This window comes from Bacillus sp. OTU530, assembly GCF_038440375.1.
The window spans coordinates 26273-49711 of sequence record NZ_JASATP010000001.1 but is presented as its reverse complement, the minus strand read 5'-3'; the positions used below and the strand labels follow the sequence as shown (position 1 = coordinate 49711).

Annotated in this window: 31 protein-coding genes and 1 pseudogene; 9 read left to right on the top strand and 23 right to left on the bottom strand. The window is 41.8% G+C overall.

The window, feature by feature from the left end; genetic code table 11:
* Nucleotide 1: 1 nt before the first annotated feature.
* Nucleotides 2-574 carry a GNAT family N-acetyltransferase gene (locus tag AAHB12_RS00265; RefSeq protein WP_129727193.1) on the bottom strand — a complete coding sequence of 191 codons (573 nt, stop codon included), beginning with the start codon at nt 572-574 and terminating at the stop codon, nt 2-4.
* 115 nt (nt 575-689) lie between these two features.
* On the opposite strand from AAHB12_RS00265, the gene AAHB12_RS00260 reads away from it, so the two are divergent.
* Genes AAHB12_RS00260 through AAHB12_RS00250 form a run of 3 tightly spaced genes read left to right on the top strand, consistent with a single transcriptional unit; the run spans nt 690 to nt 1928 of the window.
* Nucleotides 690-1265, top strand: coding sequence for a TetR/AcrR family transcriptional regulator (locus AAHB12_RS00260; protein ID WP_446715496.1), 576 nt, complete (start codon nt 690-692; stop codon nt 1263-1265).
* A 16-nt stretch (nt 1266-1281) separates the two neighbouring features.
* Nucleotides 1282-1608 (top strand): DMT family transporter, encoded by a 327-nt coding sequence (locus AAHB12_RS00255; RefSeq protein ID WP_129727395.1) that lies wholly within the window; start codon nt 1282-1284, stop codon nt 1606-1608.
* 5 nt (nt 1609-1613) lie between these two features.
* Nucleotides 1614-1928 (top strand): DMT family transporter, encoded by a 315-nt coding sequence (locus AAHB12_RS00250; protein ID WP_129727194.1) that lies wholly within the window; start codon nt 1614-1616, stop codon nt 1926-1928.
* Nucleotides 1929-2255: 327 nt separating this feature from the next.
* Here AAHB12_RS00250 and AAHB12_RS00245 read toward each other — a convergent pair whose 3' ends face one another.
* The 4 genes from AAHB12_RS00245 to gcvT form a co-directional block, all read right to left on the bottom strand.
* Nucleotides 2256-2447, bottom strand: a complete 192-nt coding sequence (locus tag AAHB12_RS00245) for a hypothetical protein (protein WP_129727195.1) — start codon at nt 2445-2447, stop codon at nt 2256-2258.
* A 422-nt stretch (nt 2448-2869) separates the two neighbouring features.
* Nucleotides 2870-4330 carry an aminomethyl-transferring glycine dehydrogenase subunit GcvPB gene (gcvPB, locus tag AAHB12_RS00240; protein WP_342043935.1) on the bottom strand — a complete coding sequence of 487 codons (1461 nt, stop codon included), beginning with the start codon at nt 4328-4330 and terminating at the stop codon, nt 2870-2872.
* Nucleotides 4327-5670: an aminomethyl-transferring glycine dehydrogenase subunit GcvPA gene (gcvPA, locus tag AAHB12_RS00235; RefSeq protein ID WP_342043934.1), complete on the bottom strand. Its 1344-nt coding sequence runs from the start codon at nt 5668-5670 to the stop codon at nt 4327-4329. The genes gcvPB and gcvPA overlap by 4 nt, the downstream gene beginning before the upstream one ends.
* Nucleotides 5671-5682: 12 nt before the next feature.
* Nucleotides 5683-6789, bottom strand: coding sequence for a glycine cleavage system aminomethyltransferase GcvT (gene gcvT / locus AAHB12_RS00230; RefSeq protein ID WP_129727198.1), 1107 nt, complete (start codon nt 6787-6789; stop codon nt 5683-5685).
* Between the two features lie 200 nt (nt 6790-6989).
* Between gcvT and AAHB12_RS00225 the strand changes: the two genes are divergently transcribed.
* Both AAHB12_RS00225 and AAHB12_RS00220 read left to right on the top strand, forming a co-directional pair.
* On the top strand, nt 6990-8672 hold the full coding sequence (locus AAHB12_RS00225) for a DEAD/DEAH box helicase (protein WP_129727199.1): 1683 nt from the start codon (nt 6990-6992) through the stop codon (nt 8670-8672).
* Nucleotides 8659-9459, top strand: a complete 801-nt coding sequence (locus tag AAHB12_RS00220; protein ID WP_129727200.1) for a YqhG family protein — start codon at nt 8659-8661, stop codon at nt 9457-9459. Before AAHB12_RS00225 ends, AAHB12_RS00220 begins: the two co-directional genes overlap by 14 nt.
* Before the next feature lie 69 nt (nt 9460-9528).
* Here the strand turns inward: AAHB12_RS00220 and AAHB12_RS00215 are convergent, their stop codons facing one another.
* On the bottom strand, nt 9529-9675 hold the full coding sequence (locus AAHB12_RS00215; protein WP_165350714.1) for a hypothetical protein: 147 nt from the start codon (nt 9673-9675) through the stop codon (nt 9529-9531).
* A 76-nt stretch (nt 9676-9751) separates the two neighbouring features.
* Nucleotides 9752-9982, bottom strand: a complete 231-nt coding sequence (locus tag AAHB12_RS00210; protein ID WP_129727201.1) for a hypothetical protein — start codon at nt 9980-9982, stop codon at nt 9752-9754.
* Between the two features lie 248 nt (nt 9983-10230).
* Here AAHB12_RS00210 and AAHB12_RS00205 point away from each other — a divergent pair, with 248 nt between their 5' ends.
* Nucleotides 10231-10392: a hypothetical protein gene (locus AAHB12_RS00205; protein ID WP_342043933.1), complete on the top strand. Its 162-nt coding sequence runs from the start codon at nt 10231-10233 to the stop codon at nt 10390-10392.
* Nucleotides 10393-10472: 80 nt separating this feature from the next.
* On the opposite strand, the pseudogene AAHB12_RS00200 reads toward AAHB12_RS00205, so the two are convergent.
* The 11 genes and pseudogenes from AAHB12_RS00200 to comGA all read right to left on the bottom strand — a co-directional run.
* Nucleotides 10473-10606 (bottom strand): annotated as a pseudogene (locus AAHB12_RS00200) (TlpA family protein disulfide reductase); the annotation flags it as partial.
* A gap of 112 nt (nt 10607-10718) precedes the next feature.
* Complete coding sequence (locus tag AAHB12_RS00195; RefSeq protein ID WP_129727202.1) at nt 10719-10910, bottom strand: cysteine-rich CWC family protein; 192 nt, start codon at nt 10908-10910, stop codon at nt 10719-10721.
* A gap of 42 nt (nt 10911-10952) precedes the next feature.
* Nucleotides 10953-11627: a DUF421 domain-containing protein gene (locus AAHB12_RS00190; protein ID WP_342043932.1), complete on the bottom strand. Its 675-nt coding sequence runs from the start codon at nt 11625-11627 to the stop codon at nt 10953-10955.
* 459 nt (nt 11628-12086) lie between these two features.
* Entirely contained in the window at nt 12087-12296 is a 210-nt protein-coding gene (locus AAHB12_RS00185; protein WP_129727204.1) for a YqzE family protein, read from the bottom strand.
* A 209-nt stretch (nt 12297-12505) separates the two neighbouring features.
* Nucleotides 12506-12877, bottom strand: coding sequence for a competence type IV pilus minor pilin ComGG (gene comGG, locus AAHB12_RS00180; protein ID WP_342043931.1), 372 nt, complete (start codon nt 12875-12877; stop codon nt 12506-12508).
* Complete coding sequence (gene comGF / locus AAHB12_RS00175) at nt 12878-13324, bottom strand: competence type IV pilus minor pilin ComGF (RefSeq protein ID WP_342043930.1); 447 nt, start codon at nt 13322-13324, stop codon at nt 12878-12880. It abuts the gene before it with no gap.
* A complete protein-coding gene (locus tag AAHB12_RS00170) occupies nt 13311-13616 on the bottom strand; it encodes a type II secretion system protein (RefSeq protein WP_342043929.1) in 306 nt (101 codons plus the stop codon). Before AAHB12_RS00170 ends, comGF begins: the two co-directional genes overlap by 14 nt.
* A gap of 13 nt (nt 13617-13629) precedes the next feature.
* Nucleotides 13630-14082 (bottom strand): competence type IV pilus minor pilin ComGD, encoded by a 453-nt coding sequence (gene comGD, locus AAHB12_RS00165; protein ID WP_342043928.1) that lies wholly within the window; start codon nt 14080-14082, stop codon nt 13630-13632.
* Nucleotides 14079-14375: a competence type IV pilus major pilin ComGC gene (gene comGC, locus AAHB12_RS00160; protein ID WP_129727209.1), complete on the bottom strand. Its 297-nt coding sequence runs from the start codon at nt 14373-14375 to the stop codon at nt 14079-14081. The genes comGD and comGC overlap by 4 nt, the downstream gene beginning before the upstream one ends.
* A gap of 13 nt (nt 14376-14388) precedes the next feature.
* Entirely contained in the window at nt 14389-15435 is a 1047-nt protein-coding gene (gene comGB / locus AAHB12_RS00155; RefSeq protein ID WP_205650890.1) for a competence type IV pilus assembly protein ComGB, read from the bottom strand.
* Nucleotides 15422-16468 (bottom strand): competence type IV pilus ATPase ComGA, encoded by a 1047-nt coding sequence (gene comGA, locus AAHB12_RS00150; protein ID WP_342043927.1) that lies wholly within the window; start codon nt 16466-16468, stop codon nt 15422-15424. Before comGA ends, comGB begins: the two co-directional genes overlap by 14 nt.
* Before the next feature lie 277 nt (nt 16469-16745).
* Here comGA and AAHB12_RS00145 point away from each other — a divergent pair, with 277 nt between their 5' ends.
* Together AAHB12_RS00145 and AAHB12_RS00140 are read left to right on the top strand one after the other, a co-directional pair.
* Complete coding sequence (locus tag AAHB12_RS00145; protein WP_342044038.1) at nt 16746-17390, top strand: helix-turn-helix transcriptional regulator; 645 nt, start codon at nt 16746-16748, stop codon at nt 17388-17390.
* A 396-nt stretch (nt 17391-17786) separates the two neighbouring features.
* Nucleotides 17787-18029: a DUF2626 domain-containing protein gene (locus tag AAHB12_RS00140; RefSeq protein WP_129727213.1), complete on the top strand. Its 243-nt coding sequence runs from the start codon at nt 17787-17789 to the stop codon at nt 18027-18029.
* Nucleotides 18030-18345: 316 nt separating this feature from the next.
* On the opposite strand, the gene AAHB12_RS00135 is transcribed toward AAHB12_RS00140, so the two are convergent.
* Entirely contained in the window at nt 18346-18564 is a 219-nt protein-coding gene (locus AAHB12_RS00135; protein ID WP_129727214.1) for a DUF3912 family protein, read from the bottom strand.
* 231 nt (nt 18565-18795) lie between these two features.
* Here AAHB12_RS00135 and AAHB12_RS00130 point away from each other — a divergent pair, with 231 nt between their 5' ends.
* Nucleotides 18796-19113 carry a hypothetical protein gene (locus tag AAHB12_RS00130; RefSeq protein WP_129727215.1) on the top strand — a complete coding sequence of 106 codons (318 nt, stop codon included), beginning with the start codon at nt 18796-18798 and terminating at the stop codon, nt 19111-19113.
* 139 nt (nt 19114-19252) lie between these two features.
* Here the strand turns inward: AAHB12_RS00130 and AAHB12_RS00125 are convergent, their stop codons facing one another.
* From AAHB12_RS00125 to AAHB12_RS00110, 4 genes are all read right to left on the bottom strand, one after another.
* A complete protein-coding gene (locus AAHB12_RS00125; protein ID WP_342043926.1) occupies nt 19253-19735 on the bottom strand; it encodes a hypothetical protein in 483 nt (160 codons plus the stop codon).
* Between the two features lie 394 nt (nt 19736-20129).
* Nucleotides 20130-21422: an ABC transporter substrate-binding protein gene (locus AAHB12_RS00120; RefSeq protein ID WP_342043925.1), complete on the bottom strand. Its 1293-nt coding sequence runs from the start codon at nt 21420-21422 to the stop codon at nt 20130-20132.
* Between the two features lie 99 nt (nt 21423-21521).
* A complete protein-coding gene (locus tag AAHB12_RS00115; protein ID WP_129727218.1) occupies nt 21522-22349 on the bottom strand; it encodes a carbohydrate ABC transporter permease in 828 nt (275 codons plus the stop codon).
* Nucleotides 22349-23317 carry a carbohydrate ABC transporter permease gene (locus tag AAHB12_RS00110; protein WP_342043924.1) on the bottom strand — a complete coding sequence of 323 codons (969 nt, stop codon included), beginning with the start codon at nt 23315-23317 and terminating at the stop codon, nt 22349-22351. Before AAHB12_RS00110 ends, AAHB12_RS00115 begins: the two co-directional genes overlap by 1 nt.
* Between the last annotated feature and the right edge of the window lie 122 nt (nt 23318-23439).

The following is a 23439-nucleotide window of genomic DNA, read 5'->3' as shown; positions in this document are numbered from 1 at the left end:
ACTAGCATTGTTTCTTTCCCGCCTTTTCTTCATAAGTGCTGCGAGTTAGGCCATACATCAGCAAATCATAAAATTCACCTAGGTAACATTGATATTCCTGAAGTATACCTTCCTCTGAAAATCTAAATTTACGAAGAAGTTGGCGTGAGGAGATATTTTCTGCCCGTACAGTTGCGCCAATTCGATTCAAAAGGAGCCTATCAAATCCAAACGGAATTGCCGTTTTCAGCACCTCTGTCATAATGCCCCTTCTCCACACCTCTTTCTTTAATTCATAGCCAATTTCCGCACGGCGATGCTGCCGATTCCAATTATGGTAGCCGACCGTTCCCAGGAACTCACCTGTTTCTTTATCAACAATTGCCCACCGGATCATCATCCCATTACGAAAGCCGCTCTTTATCTGCGTCACAAATTGCTCTGCCTGTTCCTTTCGTGTAAACGGCTCTAAACCATAATATTGTACAACCTCTTCATCGGAGAAATAACCATACAAATGGGGCGCGTCTTCCTTTGTTAACTCTCGTAACCGAAAGCGCTCCGTCTCTAAAACAGGAAACGAAAAGAAAATCATCCTCTAAGCCTCCTTTTTCTTACCGTTTCGACTCATTTGCAAGGAAATCCTTCCTTGACTTTTTCTCTCTTTTCTTTTACTGTTAAACTAACGAACGGTAGGAAGGTTGATTGGTATGACAGCTACTCGTATTAAAGAAGCAGCTCTTGCCCGCTTCGCTCAATTTGGATATGAAGGTACGTCTCTCTCCGATATCGCACATGACGTTGGCATTAAGAAGCCTTCACTATACTCACACTTTACAGGAAAAGAACAGCTCTATTTCGTTTGCTTAGACACATCGCTTGAGCGAGACCTAGATTACTTGCGAAGCTGCGTGGCAGCGTATGAAGGTAAAAGCCTATCCTCTTTTTTATATGAGTTACTCGAAAGTTATGGACGACGCTTTTATGAAAATGTAGAAGCAATGTTTTGGCTTCGTTCCTTATTTTTCCCCCCAGCCGCATTCAAGGATCGGATTGTAGAGAAGGCAAATCACTACGTGGAAGAAGCTGGACATTTGCTTACCCCTGTGTTTGCAGAGGCCATCGAGAAAAAAACAATTACTGCCGAAAATGCAGAGATGGCGGCAGCCGCCTATTTATGCCTATTTGACGGACTGATGATCGAACTGCAATACAGTGGACTGGATGGCTTTCAAAAGCGGCTGCATGCAGCTTGGCCTATTTTTTGGCGAGGAATTCACATATAAGGAAAGGAGCTTCATGATGGGTTGGATTTATGTACTTATAGGCGGCTTCATTGAAGTCTTTTGGGTGATGGGCTTAAAGCACGCAAGCTCTCCCCTAGAATGGGCAGGAGTCGCAGCTGCTATTTTACTTAGCTTTTGGTTTTTGTTTCGTGCATTTAAAACGCTTCCTATCGGCACGGTGTATGCCGTATTTACAGGTATTGGAACAAGCAGCATTGTCATTGTGGAAATGATATTCTTTGGGGAGCCTGTATCTATCGCAAAGCTGCTGTTTATCGCGCTTTTGATTGGCGGGGTAATTGGCTTAAAACAGCTAACAGCTAAGCAGAAAGGAGAGGCATAGTAATCATGGCTTGGGTATTTCTTATTCTAGCGGGATTTGGGGAAGTAGCGGGTGTTTTTTCGATGAAAATGGCGAGTGAACGAAAGAATATCTTTTCGTTCCTAGCGCTTGTTACAAGTTTTAGCTTAAGCTTTTTCTTTTTATCAAAAGCGATGCAGGAATTGCCGATGGGAACAGCATATGCGGTATGGACGGGCATCGGAACAGCCGGCAGTGTCATTATCGGTATTTTATTTTTTCGGGAACCTGCCGATTGGCGGCGGATCATGTATTTGAGCTGTATCGTAATTGGTGTTGTTGGTTTAAAAGCAATCAGCTAGGATTTTCACTCATAAATTCTATATCTTAACAAAAGATAAACATATATAAAGAAGGGAGCGAATGAAATGGAAGTGTCCTTTCATAAACATATGTTGCTTTTTTTCTTTTTGTTTATCATTTTAGTTGTATCTCTAAGCATAACAGTCCATGCGTATAACATTCCGGCTCATGTTTGGAGTGCGCGATCGTTTTATCACGTTGTTACAAGTATCTTTCGCTAGAACCTAGCGGGCACGCTCTGTTAAGTGAAACAAAGTGCAGCTCCCCCTCTGTCTTCACCTAATGAAAAAGAGCTAAACGCGGCCGTTTAGCTCTTTTTCTATGTACTACTTCTCAAATCGGTTTAACATCTCTTCTCTCATACCAAAACTGACAACTGCAATGCCGATATACATGAACACCAACATAATTGGATTGACAGCATTGTACCAATCATTGTTCACAATCAAATAGACTGTTACAGCAGCCACCGCTACGAAAGCTGTGATAAATAGATAAAAGCTGATGTTTTGCCCCATACTGTTCCCCTCTCTCCTCGGTATTACCATTTCAAAGTGTATGGCTGCAGACCCTGTTATATGCCTGTTGTTTGATAGACGGTATGTGTAAATGAACCCTAGATGCTGATTGAAAACTTCCCCAGCCCGCAAAGCCTATCTATTGGACCTTTTTTCCGTCCCCACTATATCATGGGTGCAAGCGCAGGCGCAAGACATATATGAGAAAAACTAGGATGCCCTGCACGATTCTGATAAGCAACCCACCCGCTCCAAAGCTCTTTTATCTTTTACGCGAGAGCGGAAATAGGAACAGGTCATGCAGATAAATAAGACCTACCGGGGAGCAGGCCTTATTTACACTGTAAGAAATTTTAGGAATACAGGATTAGTGCAACTACGCCTCTGCCTTCGCCTAAGAGCAGGGCTCGCCAATCGGCGAGCTACATCTTCTCATAGCGTAAAATGGGCTTTCGCGCCGCCTTCGTTTCGTCAAGACGCTTTACAACAGTCGTATGCGGCGCCTCCTGTACCATCTCTGGGTTTTCCTCTACTTCCTTCGCAATTTGGATCATTACATCAATAAACGCATCCAGTGTTTCCTTCGATTCCGTTTCCGTCGGTTCAATCATCATGCATTCCTCAACATTCAGCGGAAAATAGATTGTCGGCGGATGATAGCCGAAGTCTAATAAACGTTTGGCAATATCAAGCGTTCTTGCGCCAAGCTTCTTTTGCCGCCTTCCCGATAGCACGAATTCATGCTTGCAGTGCTGATCAAACGGCACATCATAATACGGGGCAAGCCGTCTCATCATGTAGTTAGCATTTAATACAGCATATTCTGTAACCTGACGCAAGCCTTCTGGCCCCATAGAGCGAATGTACGTATAAGCGCGAACGTTAATGCCAAAATTTCCGTAATACGGCTTCACGCGACCGATAGACGCTGGACGATCGTAATCAAATACATAGCCATCATCCGTTTTTTCTAATATCGGCTTCGGCAAAAACGGAATTAAGTCCGCCTTCACACCAACAGGTCCAGATCCAGGACCACCGCCTCCATGTGGACCTGTAAATGTTTTATGAAGGTTTAAATGCACAACATCAAAGCCCATATCTCCCGGGCGGGCCTTGCCCAGCACTGCATTTAAATTTGCGCCATCGTAATACAGTTTTCCGCCAGCTTCGTGTACAATGCTCGCCATTTCTAAAATATTCCGTTCAAATAATCCAAGTGTATTTGGATTTGTCAGCATTAAAGCTGCTGTATCCTGGCCGACATATCGCTTTAAATCGTCTAAGTCAACAAGACCGTTTTCATCAGATTTCACTGTAATGGTCTCAAACCCGGCTACTGTTGCAGAGGCAGGATTTGTCCCGTGCGCGGAATCTGGAACGAGCACCTTTGTGCGTGTATAATCGCCTCTTGCTTCATGATAGGCCCTTATTAACATGAGTCCTGTCCATTCCCCGTGGGCGCCGGCTGCTGGCTGCAGCGTCACCGCATCCATTCCTGTAATTTCCTTTAGACTCTCCTGAAGGTCATACATAAGCTCCATTGCGCCTTGCACTGTGCTTTCATCCTGAAGCGGATGGATATGAGAAAATCCTGCAAGACGAGCAACACTCTCGTTAATTTTTGGATTGTATTTCATCGTACAAGAGCCAAGAGGATAAAAGCCAGAATCTACACCGTGATTGCGCCGCGATAACGCTGTGTAATGACGCATAATATCAAGCTCCGATACTTCCGGCAGCTCAGCAGCTTCAGTGCGGACATATTCGGTGCCAAACAAAGCTGTCAAGTCCGCCTCCTCTACATCTAAAGGCGGCAGACTATATCCGATGCGTCCTCGCTTACTCATTTCAAAAATGAGCGATTGATCATGCGCTGTCATTGCATATCCCCCATTTCCTTTACAAGCGTGTCGATTTCCTCTTTCGTGCGAAGCTCTGTTATGGCAACGAGCATATGATTGGCAAACTCTTCCTCATATTTACCTAGATCATAGCCGCCGATGATCTTGCATTGCGTGAGCGCTTTATTTACTTCCTCTACCGGACGCTTGCAATTAACAACAATTTCATTAAAAGCAGGTCCTGAAAACGCAACGGTAAAGCCGCTTTTTTCAAATTGTTTTTTCGTATACTGTGTTTTAGAAATATTCTGAAGAGCCATTTCCTTTACACCCTGTTTCCCGAGCGCTGTCATTGCGACTGCCGCTGCCAGCGCATTGAGCGCTTGATTCGAGCAAATATTCGATGTCGCTTTATCACGGCGAATATGCTGCTCACGTGCCTGTAAAGTTAATACAAAGCCTCTTTTCCCCTCTGAATCTGTCGTTTGTCCGACGAGGCGACCCGGAATTTTACGCATGAGCGCCTTTGTTGTAGCAAAATAACCGCAGTGCGGTCCGCCAAACTGAGTTGGAATACCAAATGGCTGCGCGTCACCTACGACAATATCTGCACCGAATTTGCCGGGAGGTGTTAACGCTCCGAGTGCCAGTGGATTAGCAGATACAATAAACAGCCCTTTATGCTGATGGGCGATTGTTTCAATGTCTGCCAATTTCTCTACTTGACCTAAAAAGTTGGGATATTGTACAACAACACAAGCAACGTTCTCAGTCATCGCGCTCTCAAGCGCCGCTAGGTCTGTTACGCCGTCCTTGCAGCCGACCTCTACCACCTCTAGGTTTTGGCCAGCGGCATATGTTTTAAGCACAGCCCTCGCTTCTGGATGAACAGCCTTTGATACAACAATTTTCTCCTTACGTGTATGCCCCGCTGCTAGCATAGCTGCTTCTGCAAGAGCTGTACCGCCGTCATACATAGAGGAATTGGCTACGTCCATTCCTGTTAATTCACAAATCATCGTCTGAAACTCGAAAATTGCCTGTAATTCACCTTGAGAAATCTCAGGCTGATATGGTGTATATGCTGTATAAAACTCCGAACGCGAGATAACATGGTCTACAATTACCGGAATATAATGATCGTACACACCAGCCCCAAGAAACGACGCATATTCCTTTGTGTTTGCATTTTTTCTTGCAAGCTCTGACAGTTCCTTTACCAATGCAGACTCAGCTTTTGCAGGCTTCACTCGCAAATCACCTTGAAATCTTACACGTTCAGGAACATCTGAAAACAATTCCTCAATCGACTCGACTCCAATTACTTCGAGCATTTGTTTTTTGTCGTCCTCTGTCATTGGCAGATAACGATGCAGCATCACGTATCCCCCCTATTTGGATCGTTTATAAAACGGGATAGGTACAACAACAGCCTTTACCCGTTTACCGCGAATTTCTACTTCAACGCCCGTACCAAGCGATACGAACGCTTCATCTAACAACGCCAAACCGATATTTTTCTTTAAGGTTGGTGATTGTGTCCCGCTTGTTACTTCACCGATTCTCTTCCCGTTTGCAAACACCGCGTAATGACTGCGCGGAATGCCCCGCTCTATCATCTCAATTCCTGCTAGCTTACGGGGGGCTCCTTGTTCCTTCTGCTCCTTTAGCACTTCTTTTCCTAGGAAATGCAGCTTCTTATTCGTTTTCACGGCAAAACCGATTCTAGCCTCAATAGGCGTAATCTCCTTTGTCAGTTCCTGGCCGTATAATGGAAGTGCAGCTTCAAAACGAAGAGTATCACGGGCTCCGAGACCACACGGCTTCAATCCATCAGCCTTCCCCGCCTGCATGATCAGTTCCCAAAGCCGGCATGCATCTTCGCTGTTACAATACAGCTCAAATCCGTCCTCTCCCGTATAGCCGGTTCGGGACACAAGAGTACGCACACCTTGTATTTCGACGTTATCTTTAAATGCAAAAAACGGAATAGCCTGCAAATTCTCCGCCGTTAAGGTTTGTAGGATATTTTCTGCCTTTGGCCCTTGCAGTGCAAGCTGTGCGGTGTTGGCCGAAACATTTTCAATTTGTACATCTTCTCTATCTGTGGCATGAGCAAGAAGCCACTCATAGTCTTTTTGAATATTGGCTGCATTTACAACAAGAAGATAATCCTGCTCTCCTTTTTTATACACAAGCAAATCATCTACTGTGCCGCCATCCTCATAACACATCGCTGTATATTGCGCACCGCCGCTTGACAACAAAGCAAGATCATTCGTCATCATAAATTGTAAAAAGTCAAAGCTGCCGCTTCCCTTTACTGTAATTTCTCCCATATGAGACACATCAAACAATCCTGCTGCTCTCCGCACTGCTTCATGCTCTTCCTTAATGCTGGAAAACTGAACGGGCAGCTCCCAGCCTCCGAAATCAATTGTTTTCGCTCCGTATGCTGCATACACGTCAAATAATGGTGTGCGATGTAATCCAACCATGTTTTCTCCCCCTCCTTACTATATTGGGCAAAACAACTGCAATACATTTTCACAAAAGTATACATAAAAATTACAAATTCAGGACAAAATACAAAAGATTTCATCCTCTTTATCCATATCCTAACATTTTTCATTTCATATCAGCAATATTGCTATTTAGAAATTGGATTCGTACTTTATAGAAAGGCAGGGCGCAGCACATGAATGTGGAAATGACGGCAAACCGGTCTTGGCAGGAAGAGTTTCTAAAGAAAATAGAAGACGACGGCCCGTGGTCTAATTGGGATTTATACAATCTTGCATACGAAACGGAAAAACAGCTGCTCATCCCTTCATTTGAAGGCTTGCAGGCGCCAAAATACTTGCCGCACTTAACACCACTGCCCCATCAGCTGGAAGCGGCAAAAACAGTCATTGAAGAAATGAACGGAAAAGCCATTTTAGCTGATGAAGTCGGACTTGGCAAAACGATTGAGGCTGGGCTGATTTTGAAGGAGTACATGATTCGCGGACTCGTTAAAAAGGTTCTTATTCTCGTTCCCGCCTCGCTCGTCTCCCAATGGGCATACGAGCTTAATACAAAGTTTTATATTCCTGCTACGGCCCAGCGAAAAAGCTATTCGTGGGAGCAGGCTGATGTAATCGTCTCTTCCATTGACACGGCAAAACGGACACCGCATCGGGATATTGTGCTTAATATGGAATACGATTTAATTATTATTGATGAAGCACACAAGCTAAAAAACAATAAGACAAAAAACTATGAGTTTGCACAACTACTAAAAAAGAAATTTTGCTTACTGTTGACGGCTACGCCTGTTCAAAATAAAATTGATGAAATCTTTAATCTCGTCTCGCTGTTAAAGCCGGGTCACCTTGGCAATCAATCCAACTTTGAGGAATATTACGCCTCTAAAAATAGAACGCTTGAGACCGACCAGCATTTAAAAGAGCTCATCAATAAAGTCATGGTTCGAAACCGCCGTCATAATACGGGCATCGAATGGCCAAAACGGCAGGTTCATACGGTGTTCATTGATTTGAACAAGCAAGAACGAGAGCTGTATGAAGCGATTCATAACTGGCGGACGGAAAATGCATTTACATCGGCCTTTTCTTCTTTAACCTTAAAACGGGAGGCATGCAGCAGCCGGGAGGCAGTTTATTTCTCGTTGAAGAAATACGTAGAAAAGCGGCAGCGGGACAATCCTAACTATATCATTGACCCCCACATTCACCGAATGATGGAGAAAATCAATGCAATTCCGTCTAACTCCAAAGCGACGAAAACACTGGAAATTATTAAAGGGATTAATGATAAAGTCATTATTTTTACAGAATACCGTGCCTCCCAGATGTATTTGCAGTGGTTTTTAAAGCAGCATGGCATTTCATCTGTTCCGTTTCGCGGGGGATTTAAACGCGGCAAAAAGGATTGGATGAAGGAATTATTCCAAAATCACGCACAAGTATTAATTGCGACAGAGGCCGGTGGCGAAGGAATTAACCTGCAGTTTTGCAACCATATGATTAACTATGATTTACCATGGAATCCAATGAGGCTCGAACAGCGCATCGGCCGTATCCACCGTCTCGGTCAGAAGCATGATGTTCATATTTACAATATGGCAACAAAAAACACGGTAGAAGAACATATTTTGAAATTGCTATATGAGAAAATCAATCTATTCGAGCGGGTAATCGGAGAATTGGATGATATTTTAACGCGAATTGATATGAAAAATATTGAGGACCATTTGCATGAAATTTTCGCCAGCTCTAAAAGTGAAGGCGAGATACGGATTAAAATGGATAATTTAACTTCTATCATCGAGCTTGCACAGCAAAGCGGAACAGGAGCGGATCATTATGCAGCAACATGAAATTCATAATTACCTGCACCGTTTTTTCACAGCAAATCAATGTGAAATTGGGACAGTTACAAACGCATTGCTAGATATACAGCTCACTGTTGAGATGGATAAATTACTTATGAACCGACCGTTTTATTGGCATTATCTAGAGAAAACAGGCGGCGTACCAAACCCGATGCGCATTACTTTTATTACAGACCCTCAGCGTGCGCCGGAAGATATAAAAGGGGAAGCGGTTCATTATGGATCTCCTCGCCTGCATCAAGTCTTCCGCGCGGCACAGGAGCTTGGCGCCTATATTCGTTTGTACGAGGGGGTTCATGCGAGCGGAAACGGAAATGTCCCTCTTCATCCATGGCTTGGCGTTAATTTGAAGGTATCTTATCAATGCGATCGAAAAAAAGAAACCTTGTATTCACTCGGTTTACATCTTATTACAGGAATGATGGTAAACAATTTCCATGAAACATTACAAACCATTCCGCTCACTCCGAAAATTCCTGACTTTTGCTTTACACTTACACCGATGATAAAGCCAAAAAGCGGATTAGTCCGAATTGAAGAAGCTGTAAAATCGCTTATTTCAAGAGAGGATCATACATGGGCAGAAGAAGCGCGCCTTAGATGGGCACATGACCTGCAGCTTCTCGATCAATTTTATACAGATATGGAAGAAGTTCCTGATAACTACGAGATTGAAAAGCAAGCACTACAAGAACAATATGAACCAAAAATTGTGCTCGAAATCATTAATGGCGGATTGTTTTACTTAACGCCAAATCGCATCGAAACCTAAAAAAGCAGCGTCGCTCAAGGGACGCTGCTTTTTTAGGTTTGTTACTGTATATGGCCGTACGTTTCTGACCTAAATCTTGCCATTATACTTACGACCATCATTATGCTCTTCCTGCTGAATCTGCGTCATACGGCGCTGATGCGCTTTTGTACTCGCAGTCACCTGATTTGCATCGCTTTCTTGGTTCTTTTTAGAACCTCCAGATCCGTTACTCATATACTGCACCTCCTGCCAAAAGTGATTCCTTTGTAGCTTTTGTCAGAAGGATGAATTTATGCAATTGCCTGCGCTTTTAATGCTTTTCTACATATTTGCTAAACATATTATACAGACCTTGATTCACAAGATAAGAGATTTGCTCATCTGATTTCTCAGGATACATGTCCCTAAGGCGAATTGAAGCCTTCGCCATTAAGTTCTCCAACACAGAGCGACCTCCTGTTCCATAAATCACTTCCGCATACTCTACGAGCTTTACGTTTTCGATTTCAGCTGAATTTCGATCATAAAAAAATTTACTCATTTCTTCTTCCCTCCATTTTTGGCAACGTTTTCATTTCTATGAACAAGAATTATATGTTAGTCATTTCACAATTAATGTATGCTAAAGGTGTTGCATGGTTTCATTATAAAACAATATAAAAACCTTGCATACAATTATTTTACGAACATTTTGTGAACAAGTTTCATCTCTTAGACAAAGCTCGACTACTTCTCCCTTATTGTGCACATATTAAGAAAGAAATGCTTTAGAAAAGGAGTCTAATGCCAATGATCAATGAAGATTTCCATGCGGTTGTTCAAAACAATGATAGGGGCACTTATTTAGGATCTAACAAACAAAAGGTTAACGGAAATAACATTACGGCAGAGCGGAAACAGCAAGCGGAAGCCATTGCACCAAGATATAAGGACAGAGCCATTACCGAATAAAAAACGCTATCACTGTCAGGCCCCCTGCAGTATGAGGAAAAAGACCAAGCGCTGAGATAGCCACTCGGTCTTTTTCTTGTTCATTGTTCGTTTAATACACGCCAAGACGCTTACGAAGCATTTCCATGCCGCTTCCCCCTGCTTGGAAGTGACGAAGTACTCCTGTTTTCTCAAACACATAGCACGTTAGAACATATTTGTTATCAAATACATCCTTGACAATCCCACAGCTGAAGCAACGGGATTCTAGACCCCATGCCGTTAGAAATAACGCTTTGTCGTACCGTAGTGGGCTTTCGCGTTCGGAAAGTCTGTAATTGTTAGCTTTATTGCTGTCCTTCCTTAAACCTATCAAGGCATTCTTTACATATACATGATTTTCTCAATTGATTAGCTGGTACTAAATCAAAAATGCCACTTGGAAAAACCTCTTTACTGCACCAGCATGAATGGCTGCCACAGTTATTGCTCTTACTACAGATTGGGCATTCAAATGATTTTTGAATTTCATTATTCAAGTTACTACACCCGCTTCCATATAAACGAAAAATTATATATTACTACTTTTTCTGTACAAAAAGACCCTCACCTTCTAACCATTCAGCTACAAACACATTTTTGTAATCAGAAATATCTTGAGATGTCAGTTGTGTTTTTAACCAAGATTCGTCAAAATTTAAATCTTTTAATTCATCCCATAAAACCTTGCCGTCACGTATAAGAGTGACAGGAACATAAACGGGTTTTGCAGGCATATTAAAATCTTCTTGGGTCGTTCTTTGATACTTTGTCTTTTTCAAAACACTGATCGAGCCGTTTGCTTCTAAATAATAAAAAGCAACCTCTCGAATAGAAAAGGTTTCACTTTGCCTAAGCAAGCTTTGCAATTGATTGATATTCATCCGGTTTTTTTTCAATTCTTCCCGATCGACTATCCCATTTTTAATAAGAGCAGATGGTTTTCCTTCAAAGATGCCACGAAACATTAAGTATTTTTGGCCAAGATATTCGACTATAAAAAGTAAGCTGCCCCATAATGTGATAGAGTAAATAACATAAAAAGTACCGATTTGATGGTCGTATACTGCGTTTCCTAATAATTCTCCCATCACTATAGAGGCAATAAAAGTAAAGGGCGTAATTTGATTAATGATTTTCTTTCCGACAAACTTAACGATTATAAACAGCAAAAAAAATCCGATAATAAGTTCAGTAGTTAAATACATGATTTTCATATGATGAATACTCCAATCTAATCATATATCATGGTGACATTACCATTTATAACCAATTATTATGCGTTATATATCTTTATTTGCATTATCGGTGGTATATATTGATGAGGAAGGTATTTGAGCTATTACTCTTCATTGATGCTACTTGGGATTGTTCTCACTGTTACTGGTTTTAGTTTCTTCTCTCCGTCTGTGACAAAATCCAATTGGAGAGGAAAGAAGAACATTTTTGCATATATATTGGATGTTGTTGGGGTTTTTCTTAATATATGGAGTATATCCTTTAGCTTATTGCTTGTAGGGATTAGCAGGAGTAAGTTTGGTTATCTATTCTTTTCTGGAAATGATAGATATTTTATAGAGAAAGTATACATTTTCAGCTAGAAGCGAATTCGACGTATCGGGAAATTTTAAAAACAAAGTGTAAAGGTAAGAAAAAACGCCCATGAAAGCGGGCGCTTATGCATCCTTTTTCCTATTCTCCTGCTTCATCCGTAATTCCTTATACAGCAGTGCAAGACTAAGAGGCAAAATGCCAAACCATCTAACCAGAAAAGGATCCCTTACATTGCGGCGCTCTTCCCGCTTTTGCTTTCGCTCCTGCTTTGGACTATCCATATACGACACAAATTGCTGCGTCACAAACTTTACATAATCGTTAGTCGACATACTCTCACCACCTGTATGTTTCTAAATGGTTAGTATGCCCGCTCTCTTCATGTTTAATCACTACTGCTTGCTTTTTCATACTTTAATAAGGTATAAATCTCCGGACAGGAGCGACCTTGACGTATCAGGAAATTTTAGGAATAAAATGCAAGTGCAACTACGCCTCTGTCTTCGCCGAAGGGCACTACTTGCCAATCAGTAAGTTTTCTTTACCGCTCCTCCATCCAATTTGTTATCTGTTTGTTGTTCTTGTTATAGAGAAAACTGGCTTTATATGCTCTTCCCTCCTTCGTTACGCAATGAATCGAAACTTGCAGCAAACCTGATGAAGAAAGGGACTGCGCCAGACGTGCCGTTCCTTCCTCGTACTCATAGGCAGCTGGGATGCCGCTTGTCTGCACATCGCGCTGGAATTCCCGGATTGCATTTGTCATTATATTCTCCAGTAGAAAAAACTGCTCCGTCTCATGATAGAACCGCTTTTCTAGTAGAAGCAGATTTACCTGATGAAGAAATAACGCAAGAAATAAAAAGGTAAAGATAAGAACAGCCGGCATAGTTGCTCCTCGTTCATTCCGCATCTATGTTTCCTCCAACACGGACAAACGGGTTAAAATCCCTTTATGTATATTTCCATCTAGATCTTGTATATGGATCACAAGCTTGTTTGAGGATTGCTTGTAAAACACAGTCTTTACATTTTGTAATAAAATTTCGTTTCCACTGCCATTTACCTTTCGAATTAACTGTGCCCCGGCCAGCGTATAAGTAACGAGAAGCCCGCTCGGATCCCTCATCATTAGTTTTTTATCAATAAACTGCACCGTTCCCGCCTCCCGATATTCCATTTGTGCTTGCTGCATAAAAATAATCCATTCAAATTCATTAAAGCTTCCTTGCTTAGGCAATCCAAAAAACAAAGGCTGCAGCCGCGGTGTGACCAGAAGCAGCGTTAACAGCAAACATATACAAAACATCACTTCAAGCAACGTGAAGCCATGTTCTCCGAGCGTGTTATTTCGCAACATAGCAACACTTGCTTTGCGGCTTATTGCGGGTATCCTTCCAAATTGCGCATACACTGTAAGCATCCCCAATTTCGTTCCACATAGCTGTATACTTCGTACCATTTATATTTTGAAGTGCCGAAGCCGGCGGATGTGCATCAAATTGGTACGATACAATCTGTTCGCGCAAAAATATATGCGCAGCCTGAGCCAAGCGGATGTTTTTTCTGTCTTGTATGACGATAATGCTATGCGGCAGCAAAAATGCAGCAATCATCAGCAAAACAGCAAGTGATACGAGCATTTCCAGCATAAGATACCCTCCTTCACTCCTCATGATAATACATCCTCCCTCTTCCTAGCTGAAACACAACGCGATATGTAACCTCTTGATGCTGAACATACATCGAGCCCGCCTTGTTAATATTGCCGTCTTGACCATAGATAAGCGGATTAGGCATCGTATGGATATCAATTGATATTGCAGGATCATAGCTTCTCGACAGTACAATACCAACCTCCCCTGACTTTGTAATGACATATTTATGGTCTGTCGTATACATACGTAAGCTATAGCGGCTATTATTACTAATCGCAGCCTGCTGCATAAACGCAATATCCTGACGAAACTGTTCTACAAACTGCTCTGCTTTCCGGCTAGCGGAAAGCGGGAGCAAGGTAACGGAGGAAATCGAGATGAGGATCAATGTGATGAGCAAAACAAGCAAGGTTTCTAGAAAGGTAAAACCATTCTCCCCCCTTACAATCTGTTGATTCATTGTACGTTAACCGAACCATCGTTTGCGGAAATCTGAATGATCTTTCCATTTGGGCATGTTTTTGAAGTAATGTATCCAGCTGTTTCTAATTCTTCCATAGTCGGTATTTTGTCATGCTCCAACTTATATGCCTGCACCTGTGCAGACACTGCCCGAAGCAACGCATCACAGCCTTTTCCTTCCACCATCTTTCGTTGATTAACAATGTTGGGCACAATCAATAGCAATAAAACAGAAATAATAAACATCACCAATAACATTTCAAGTAAGGTAAAGCCGTTTTCATTTTTCATATAAATTCTCCTCCTACATAGAACTCATCGTTTGAAACATAGGGAGTAAAATAGCTAAATACATCAAGACAACAATCAGGCCGATCACAGAAAATAACAGAGGCTGCATGATTAATACAAGCTTACTGACACGCGCTTCTAATTTCTCCACAACCATTTCGCTATAATCTGCCAGCTCGTTTGCCAAAGCTCCTTCCACCTGCCCATGCGTCACTACATAGGACAGCTCTCTCTCGTAGTACGGGCGCTCCTGTAAAATATGCTCAAGTGTATCACCTCCAACAAGCAAACGCTTCATAGCGGTAGCCTCACTTTGAAAGAATGGCTGATGACGCTGCTGCTCCATTAGTAAAAATGCCTCCAATACAGACAATCCACCTTGCAGCAAACTGCTCATTTGTACAGCAAAATAATGAGAGTTTAACGATAAACAAAAGGATTTGAGAATCGGGATCGAGAGAAGATAGTTCATTTTCGTGACCGGGTTCAGCTTTCGAAAGTACGTATAGTACAACACAATAGCGATTCCAACGAGGGAAAGGACAATTCCAAACATATAAGGGAGCAAGCGGATAAACAGTAAAATGGTATCCACCATCATAGAGGATTGAGAAGCGACAGAGCCATGAAGGCTTGCGAACTGAGGCAATAGCACGGTATTAAATAAGATAAGCATCCCGATTAAAAAGGAGAGTAAAAAGATGGGATAACGCAGCGTTTGCAGCAGCTTTCGATAATGCCTTTCCTTACGCTCTAGAAATATACTTCCTTGCCTTAAAGCAAAGGCAATATCGCCGTGCTGCTCTGCATAAAACAAATAGGCCAGCATATCACGATGGAATCTAAGGTCTGTAAATACACTGTACAAACTGCCGCCATTTTTCAGCTGCTCAACGGCTCGATGGAGCTGCTGTTGTTTTTCCTTTGTCGCATATAATTGAAGAAACTCGAGTGCATGCCAAAGTGAGTAGCCCTTTTCAAGCAAATTGCCCAGATGACGAAGCAACGTGACCTGCTCCCGCAACGTCCAACTTGTCATATTTCGCTTATACAAGAACATCCTCTTCTCCGATAAATCCGAGCGCATATCCTTTGTTCATCGCTTGCCGAAGCGTTGTGTAGTAATACGAAGCTGCTTCGCCCCTTGTCTCTCGAATGACTTCCTGCAAAGCTTGTCCATACAAAAGCTCATATACGCTAAGGCGCCGAAGACGACGCAGCTTTTTGCAAAGCGGTAAGCATTTTCCTTGGCAAAACGGACATTTCATTTCGACAAGCCTTTGCGCGGCAACCGCAAGCAGTGACTGTTCAATCTCTTCTAGAGTAATTCCATAATCAAGCAATCGCAGCACAGCTCCCTTTGCATCCTTTGTGTGAAGCGTTGTTAACACAAGATGGCCCGTTAAACTGGCACGAACTGCCACCTTTGCTGTTTGTGCATCACGAATTTCTCCTACCAAAATAATGTCAGGATCATGACGCAGCACGGCCTTTAACCCCGTTTCATACGTAATACCGGCGCGTTCGTTAATTTGAATTTGCAGCAAACCGTCATTGCGCTTTTCAATCGGATCCTCCAGCGTAACAATGCTCCGATTAAATGATGTTTTCGCTGTCTCTAGCAACGAATACATCGTGGTCGTTTTTCCTGAACCTGTTGGGCCTGTAAAAACAATAAGACCATGAGAATGATAAAGGAAGGAAAGCAGCGTTTTAGCGGAACTCGGGAAGAGGGACAATTCGGAAAGGGGCTGTACAGATGTTTGTAAATGAATTCGAATGACAAGACTTTCATTTTGAATGGTGGGCAAGGTTGACATACGCAAATGCATATCACCAAACTCCATTTGCAGTTCAAGTGAACCGTTTTGAGGCTTTCTTCTCTCACCAATATCCATTGCCGCCAAAAACTTAAAATGAGAAATCACTCGTTCACAAAAATCCTTAGAAATTCTATACTTCGTAACCAAATCCTTATCGACTCGCATCCGGAGTTCTGCTCCTTCTCTTGTTGGGACGAGATGAATATCCGATGCTTTTAGCTCATAGGCCTCCCTTAAAATTTTATCTGCAAATTGTTCTACACTTTGCATACCTACCACCTCCTCTCTTTTATATACCATAGAAGAGGCGGAAAGAAAAATGGCGATTTACGTCTTTTCCTTCTGCTAATTTCGCCTTTTCCCTTTCACATTTCGGACATATTCTAAGAGGAATATGAACAATTCATGAATAGTACTGCCATTCTGTTATTATGCAACATTGCCTATATTATAATGTTACTATCTTCCAATACAAGTAAAGGTGGCGACTAAAATGGAACAGGCATTAAAGATTACGAGCGTATTAGCAGATCCAACGAGATAATATATTTATCAATATATTTCTGAAAAACACAATCAGGTAACAGTGCAGGAGATTGCAGATAAATTCAGTATTCATCCTAACGTAGCCCGTCTCCATTTAACAAAGCTCGAAGACGTAAATATGCTTATTTCCGAAACACAAAAAACAGGCAAGGGCGGCAGACCGGGCCGTTTATACCGCCTCTCAGACGATGTTATTCAGCTGCAATTTCCGTTTCGTGACTATAAGCTCCTATCTCAGATTGCCCTTGACGCATTGCTTCACCTAGGCAGCATCGGTGAGCAGGCTCTCTTAGAAACAGGAAAACAGTTTGGTCGCGACTTGATGATGCGTCACGTAAAGCGGCTTGGCATTTCCGCCGAAGAGATCTCAAAACAGGATAAAGTCAAGATTGCCAAGGAAGCACTAACAACAGCTGGGCTATCTCCTCAATTTGAATTAAGTAAAGATGAAACGAAGGTATTTTATCAAGTCTATAATTGTCCATTTAAGGAAATGCTGACAGAGCACCCACAGGTGATTTGCAATATGCACAATGCAATGATGCAAAGCATCTTTCAAGTTTTATTTTCGACTGTAGAGCTCATTCGGACAGAAAGTATGCTTACAGACTGCAACTCCTGCAATTATAAGGCTCATATTAGTTGATAAGAGAAGTGGAATAGGAGACAAGCTCTCGGAACCATAAGGTCGTTTTGCCCCCTGGTTCCGAGGTCTTTCCTCTACATCGGATAGACTGATGAAACTGCCCAAGTCCTTTTTCTATATTAAAGAAAACTTGCTGATTGACGAGCCCTGCCCCCCAGGCGAGGGCAGAGGCGTAGTGGCCTGTACTCCTAAAATTTCCGCCTACGTCGAATTCGCTTCTAGCTGGAAATTTATCCTTTCTTACAGTGGGACAAACAAATGATTTCTATATGTATTTTTGGAAACAATCAAGCCACAGCTCTTTTCCAACAAAACTCTTGTAAATGTTTACAATTCTGAGAACAGTCCTTTATAATAAAGATGGAGACACAAATTGTCCGAAGGGGAGGGATACGAATGGATCGTATGTTTCGCGTTTTAGGCTTTTGGACAGGAATTTTCGCTGTCATGTTTTATCTAGGTGATATGCCGCAAACAGCGCTACTGTTCTTTGGTCAAACTGGGTTCTTCGTCCTTTTAGGTTATTTGAAATTGTCGGAACGCATGTATATGTATGTTTTTGGTGCATATTTAGCAGTGTTCTTCATCGGCTTTACATACTACACAACGTTTCTGCTCGTTCCAAGCGTAGGTCATTAGAAAAGCTGGGGTTCCCTAGTTAGCCCAGACAGGCAAAAACCCACGCAAAAGAACGCGCGGGCTCAGTTCTGGAGTGGGCTAACACCCCGAAAAGTTATCCTTAAAGTATAGCAAAACGGCGGTTCCTCTGGGTCGCCTCTTTTTTCGTTTTCAGAAAATAGAAATTTTTAGCGGAAAGACCATTCGACACAGCGAGAAGTTGTAGGAATAAAGCGCAAGCTCGTAGATGCAAAGCTTGTCCGTTTCATCTGCCCTGTGTATGTTATATCATTATATGGCTGCGGGTACGCGCTAAAGAGGACATACTCCGTCCCCCTTAGATATATCCATTTCGTTCACACCAATCATGAAATTCTTTAAAATCAACGTCCACAAGCACTAAGTCTTGCAGCTCTACGTCCACATAAAGTTCTCCACCGATGATGAGGGTATATTCCGTTCCGCTCCCTGCGAAATTCCGTTTCACCATTCCAAGCTGATCCCGATGTGGACCATTTTTCATATAGGCCTTTTGCCCTGTAATGTCAAAATCCAAGCAATTCACCTCTTTTTCTTGTTCCATTTCTGTATGTATATGATGAAGTTTGAAAAATAGTCCCTTTCCTTCGTTGCACAATCTTAAAATTTATTACAATACCTTTACGATATTTCAATCTAATAAAAAGGACCTAAAAACCAGGCACAATTCCTTGAGTATTATCGCAAGGGACCTTACAATAAAGAAAGAACCAAGGTTCTAGAAAAAACTTCAAAAAGAGGGATTATTATGAAAAACCTGACGATTATGCAAATTGTACAGGCGTTGAAATCTTTCGGCTTTGAGGATGTTGAGTATTGCAAAAAAACAAAACAATTCACCTTCCATAATAACTCAGACATTATGAATAACTATGTGACGATTGTATACAGCAAAGCTTTTAAAAAATTCAATGTCTGCATGCATCCGATTGAAACCTCTAATGTTGTGGAATTGAAAGAGGTAGCAAGGCGATTGGAGATGTGTACATTACTTGTGGAAAGACTTAACCAGATTCTCAGCAAGCAGCTACAAATAGAAACAAAAAAACTCGTTATGCATCTATAACGAGTTTTTTTGTTTCTAAATATAGAACACTTGCTGATTGGCGAAAATAGAAGCGTAGTTGCACCAGTTTCTTCTTCAAAATTCCCATTGCATCAAATCAACTTCTAGCTGGAACTTTATACTCTCTTACGGTATAACATTATCGAATCCTCACTGCTCCGTCCGTTACCCGCTCTAACAGCTCTATTGCTTCCCCAAACGTAACATCAAAAATGCTTGTTTCTCTATCGATGTATGGAAAGTGAGACAACCGCTTTTCCATTTTCTTCGTGGCCTCTCCTGTGAACTTTGTGCTGCTTACACCAAATTCTGTTTCCAGCAGTACAATCCAGTCAAGAAGATGAAAGCCTAAACCATTGATAAATGAAATGAGCTGCTGCCTTGGATGTTCAGCTGAAAAAACAGAGCGCTCCATGAGCTCCATCAGCTCCTCTCCTAATATATCCTCTAGCTCGTCATCATGTTCCCGCTCTAAAACAGCCTCGTAGCCATAGTCATCCATGAGCTCCTCTACTTCCTCACTATCCGGAAACAACAGCTGCTCTTGCGTCGCCCCACGCTTTAGCTCACTTTGACGGACAACATCCAAAAACTTTACATCCCACTGATCTTGTATGTTCATTGACTTGTCTCCCTTATGTACATTCTTCGTGTATAGTGTAAACCATTTTTCCTTAATTATAAAGAAAACTCACCGATTGGCGAGCCCCGACCTTGGGCGAAGACAGAGGTGTAGTTGCACTTATACTGTATTCCTAAAATTTTCGGCTACGTCGAATGGACTTCCAGTTGGAAATTTATGCATTCCTACAGTATAAAGAAAACTCGCCGATTGCCGAGCCCCGTTTTTGGGCGAAGACAGAGGCGTAGTTGCCCTTACACTTTAGTCTTAAAATTTCCCACTACGTCGAGTTTGCTCCTAGCTGGAAATTTATGCTTTCTTACAGCGCAAAACAAGGACTGATCCAAAGGCGTATATAATATGCCTTTGGATCAGTCCTTTCATCACTTCATTATTATTTTTTTAATTTCGCCCAAGTAGCGTCAAGAGCTTTTAGAGTATCTTCTTTAGATGCTTTTTTGCCAACATATGTTTGCAAAGTTGCCCCGAATTGCTGACCTGCACCGTCTGGATATTTCGCGAACTGCCAAGAGAACGTTTTTCCTTCTTTAGAGTACTTCACAAGCTCTGCACCCAATGGTCCAATATCAGATTCTTTTGCCTCAATTGTTTTGAAGGCTGGGATGTATTTGAAGTCTTCAACCATTGCTTTCTTTCCTTCGTCAGATGATACCAACCAATTTAAGAAATCCTTTGCTGCTTTTTTATCTGCGTCAGGTGCTCCATTGTAGACAACCCAGCTATTCGGTACATCAACTGCTAATTTATCCGCAGTTGCAGGATCATCGCTAAGAGGCATTGGAATAAAGCCTACCTCCATATTTGGATTTAGCTTATCAAGCATTGGCTGAATCCAGTTTCCTTGTTGAATCATTGCAGCCTCGCCGCCCGCAAAGAGTGTTACTTGTGTGTTGTAATCTGTTGTTAGCGGATTTGCATTGCCGTACTTCACCGTTAAGTCTAATAGATCTAGGTATTTTTGGAATTGCTCATTTCCAGCAATTTTGGATGTTCCTGCATTTAATCCTTGCACGAATGCATCCGGGTCTGGTTGTGCTGCGAAAGCAATGTTCAAGCCGTGGTTTCCTAGCACCCACCATTCCGCGTAGCCTACTGAGAATGGAGTGATTCCGGCAGCTTTAAGCTTTTTCGCTGCTTCCTCTAACTGTGTCATTGTTTTTGGTAATTCTGTAATACCGGCCTTTTTGAACAATTCCTTATTATAAGCAAAGCCATAGCCTTCAAGGTTAGCAGGCTGTCCGTAAATTTTCCCATCAAGTGTTGTTGGCTTTAATGCGCTCTCATACGCATCCTTCACCCACGGCTGATCTGATAAATCCTCTAGCTTGTCCTTCCATGTTACCGTGGATTGATAGCCTTCAATTGTAAAAATATCTGGTGCGCTTCCAGAAGCAAACTTCGCCTTTAATGCCGCTGCACCATCTGCACCGCCGCCGACTGTTTGCAGATTAAAAGTTACATTTGGATGCTCTTTTGTATATTTGTCTGTTAATGCTTTCAATTGGTCCGCAATTTCAACTTTTCCTTGGAAGATATCTACAACGACCTTACCGTCTTTATTGCCAGCCGTATCTGCTTTTTTCCCTGTTGTCTTATCGTTAGAACAACCTGCTGCTACAAGCAAAGATAATGATAATACACCTGCTGCCAATGGAAACTTTTTCATGTTTATTTACCCCCTGTTAGATATCTTGCTAATTTATCTCTACCAGCTGTTCTTTCTCGCATAAAGAAACATACGGTATTAATTAGTTTAATATTAGAATCATTTGATAGATCCACTTGTAATACCTTTGATAATGTGCTTCTGCATGGAGAAGAAGAAAATAAGTAACGGAATGATGCTAATCACGAGTGCCGCTAATGCTAAATCCCATTGCTTCGTATATTGACCGAAGAAGAAGAACGTCGCTAATGGTATTGTTCGTAATTCTGGATCTTGTAATACAAGCATTGGCAGTAAGAAGTCATTCCAAATCCATAAGCTGTTCAAGATCACAATCGTAACGGTAATCGGTTTTAGCAGCGGGAACACAATTCTCCAAAAGACGCCAAACGGTGAACAGCCGTCAATAATCGCCGCTTCTTCCAGCTCGACAGGAATTCCTTTCATAAAGCCGTGGTATAAGAAGATTGCCATCCCGGAACCGAATCCTAGATACATAAAGATTAATCCCCAAAGGCTGTTAAGTAAGCCAAAATTCCCTGCCACCTTGACTAATGGAATCATAATCGATTGAAATGGAATTACCATCGCCGCTACAAACGTCATGAAGATGATATTGCTGATTTTCTTTTTTGTTCTCACAAGCATATAAGCTGCCATTGAACAAAACACGACAATCAGGATGTTGCTTGCCACTGTAATCATCAGTGAATTCATAAACACTTTTAGATAATCCATCTGCTGAAACGCATTTATATAGTTTTTAAACTGCAAGACGGATGGCAAAGCGGATGTATTCATCAAAATCTCAGAGAATGATTTTAAAGAGTTTGATACCACATAATAGAACGGAACAAGAAACACAAGACCGATCAAAATGGCAGCGATTTCGAGAATGAATAATTTTCCAGTATACTTATTTTCCATTATGATTCAATCTCCTTCCGTTTTGTATACGTAACCTGAATGATTGTAATTAATGCTACTACGATGAAGAACACTAATGCCTTTGCTTCCCCAAGACCATAGCGGTTGTTCACAAATGCTTCTGTATAAATATTAAGCGCTAACATTTCTGTTGATTTAAATGGCCCGCCGTTTGTCAACGATAGGTTCACATCAAAGATTTTAAATGATGATGAAATCGTTAAGAATAGACATACTGTCACAGCTGGAGCTACCATTGGCAATGTGATATGGCGCAATGTCTGCCATTTGTTTGCTCCATCGATTTTTGCTGCTTCAAGCAATTCCTGCGGTACGTTTTGCAGAGCCGCTGTGTAGATTAACATAATATACCCCGCACCTTGCCATACACTTACAATAACAATGCCCCAGAATGCTGTTTTCTCATCTCCAAGCCATGAAAGTTTGAAGAAAGAAAGACCTGTTAATTGTCCAATGGATGCGAAGCCTTTGATAAAAATAAACTGCCAAATGAATCCAAGTAACAAGCCGCCAATAAGGTTCGGCAAGAAAAAGACAGTTCGCAGTATGTTTCTTGTTTTTAGCATTCTTGTCACAAGCAAAGCAAGCCCAAAGCCAACGCCATTCGTTAAGATAATAGCTACTACTGTATAGCGAAGCGTGAGCCAAAAGGATGATTGGAACTGCTTGTCTTCTGTAAACAAATACGTAAAATTATCGAGTCCGACCCACTTGATGTTACCTGTTACACCATTCCAATCGGTAAAGGCGTAATACATACCTGTAAAAAATGGAATCAATACGATGAGGGCAAAAGCTAAAAAGGCTGGTCCAACAAATAAGGCGAACAATCCTGCTTTTTTCAGCTTCCTTTGCTTGTGTAAGGTAGCTGCCTCAGAAGCCTTAGTATGCTTCTCGTTCTTCAAGGTTGTCACATTTACGTTTTCCAATTTACTTTGATTATTCATAAACTGCACCTCCGATATCTTTATTTTAAAGGATCACAAAAATAATGAAACGGCTTACATTGACCGATAGGGTGTAAAATATTGAACACACTACAAAATTGTTCTCTTGTTAGGTGTAATAT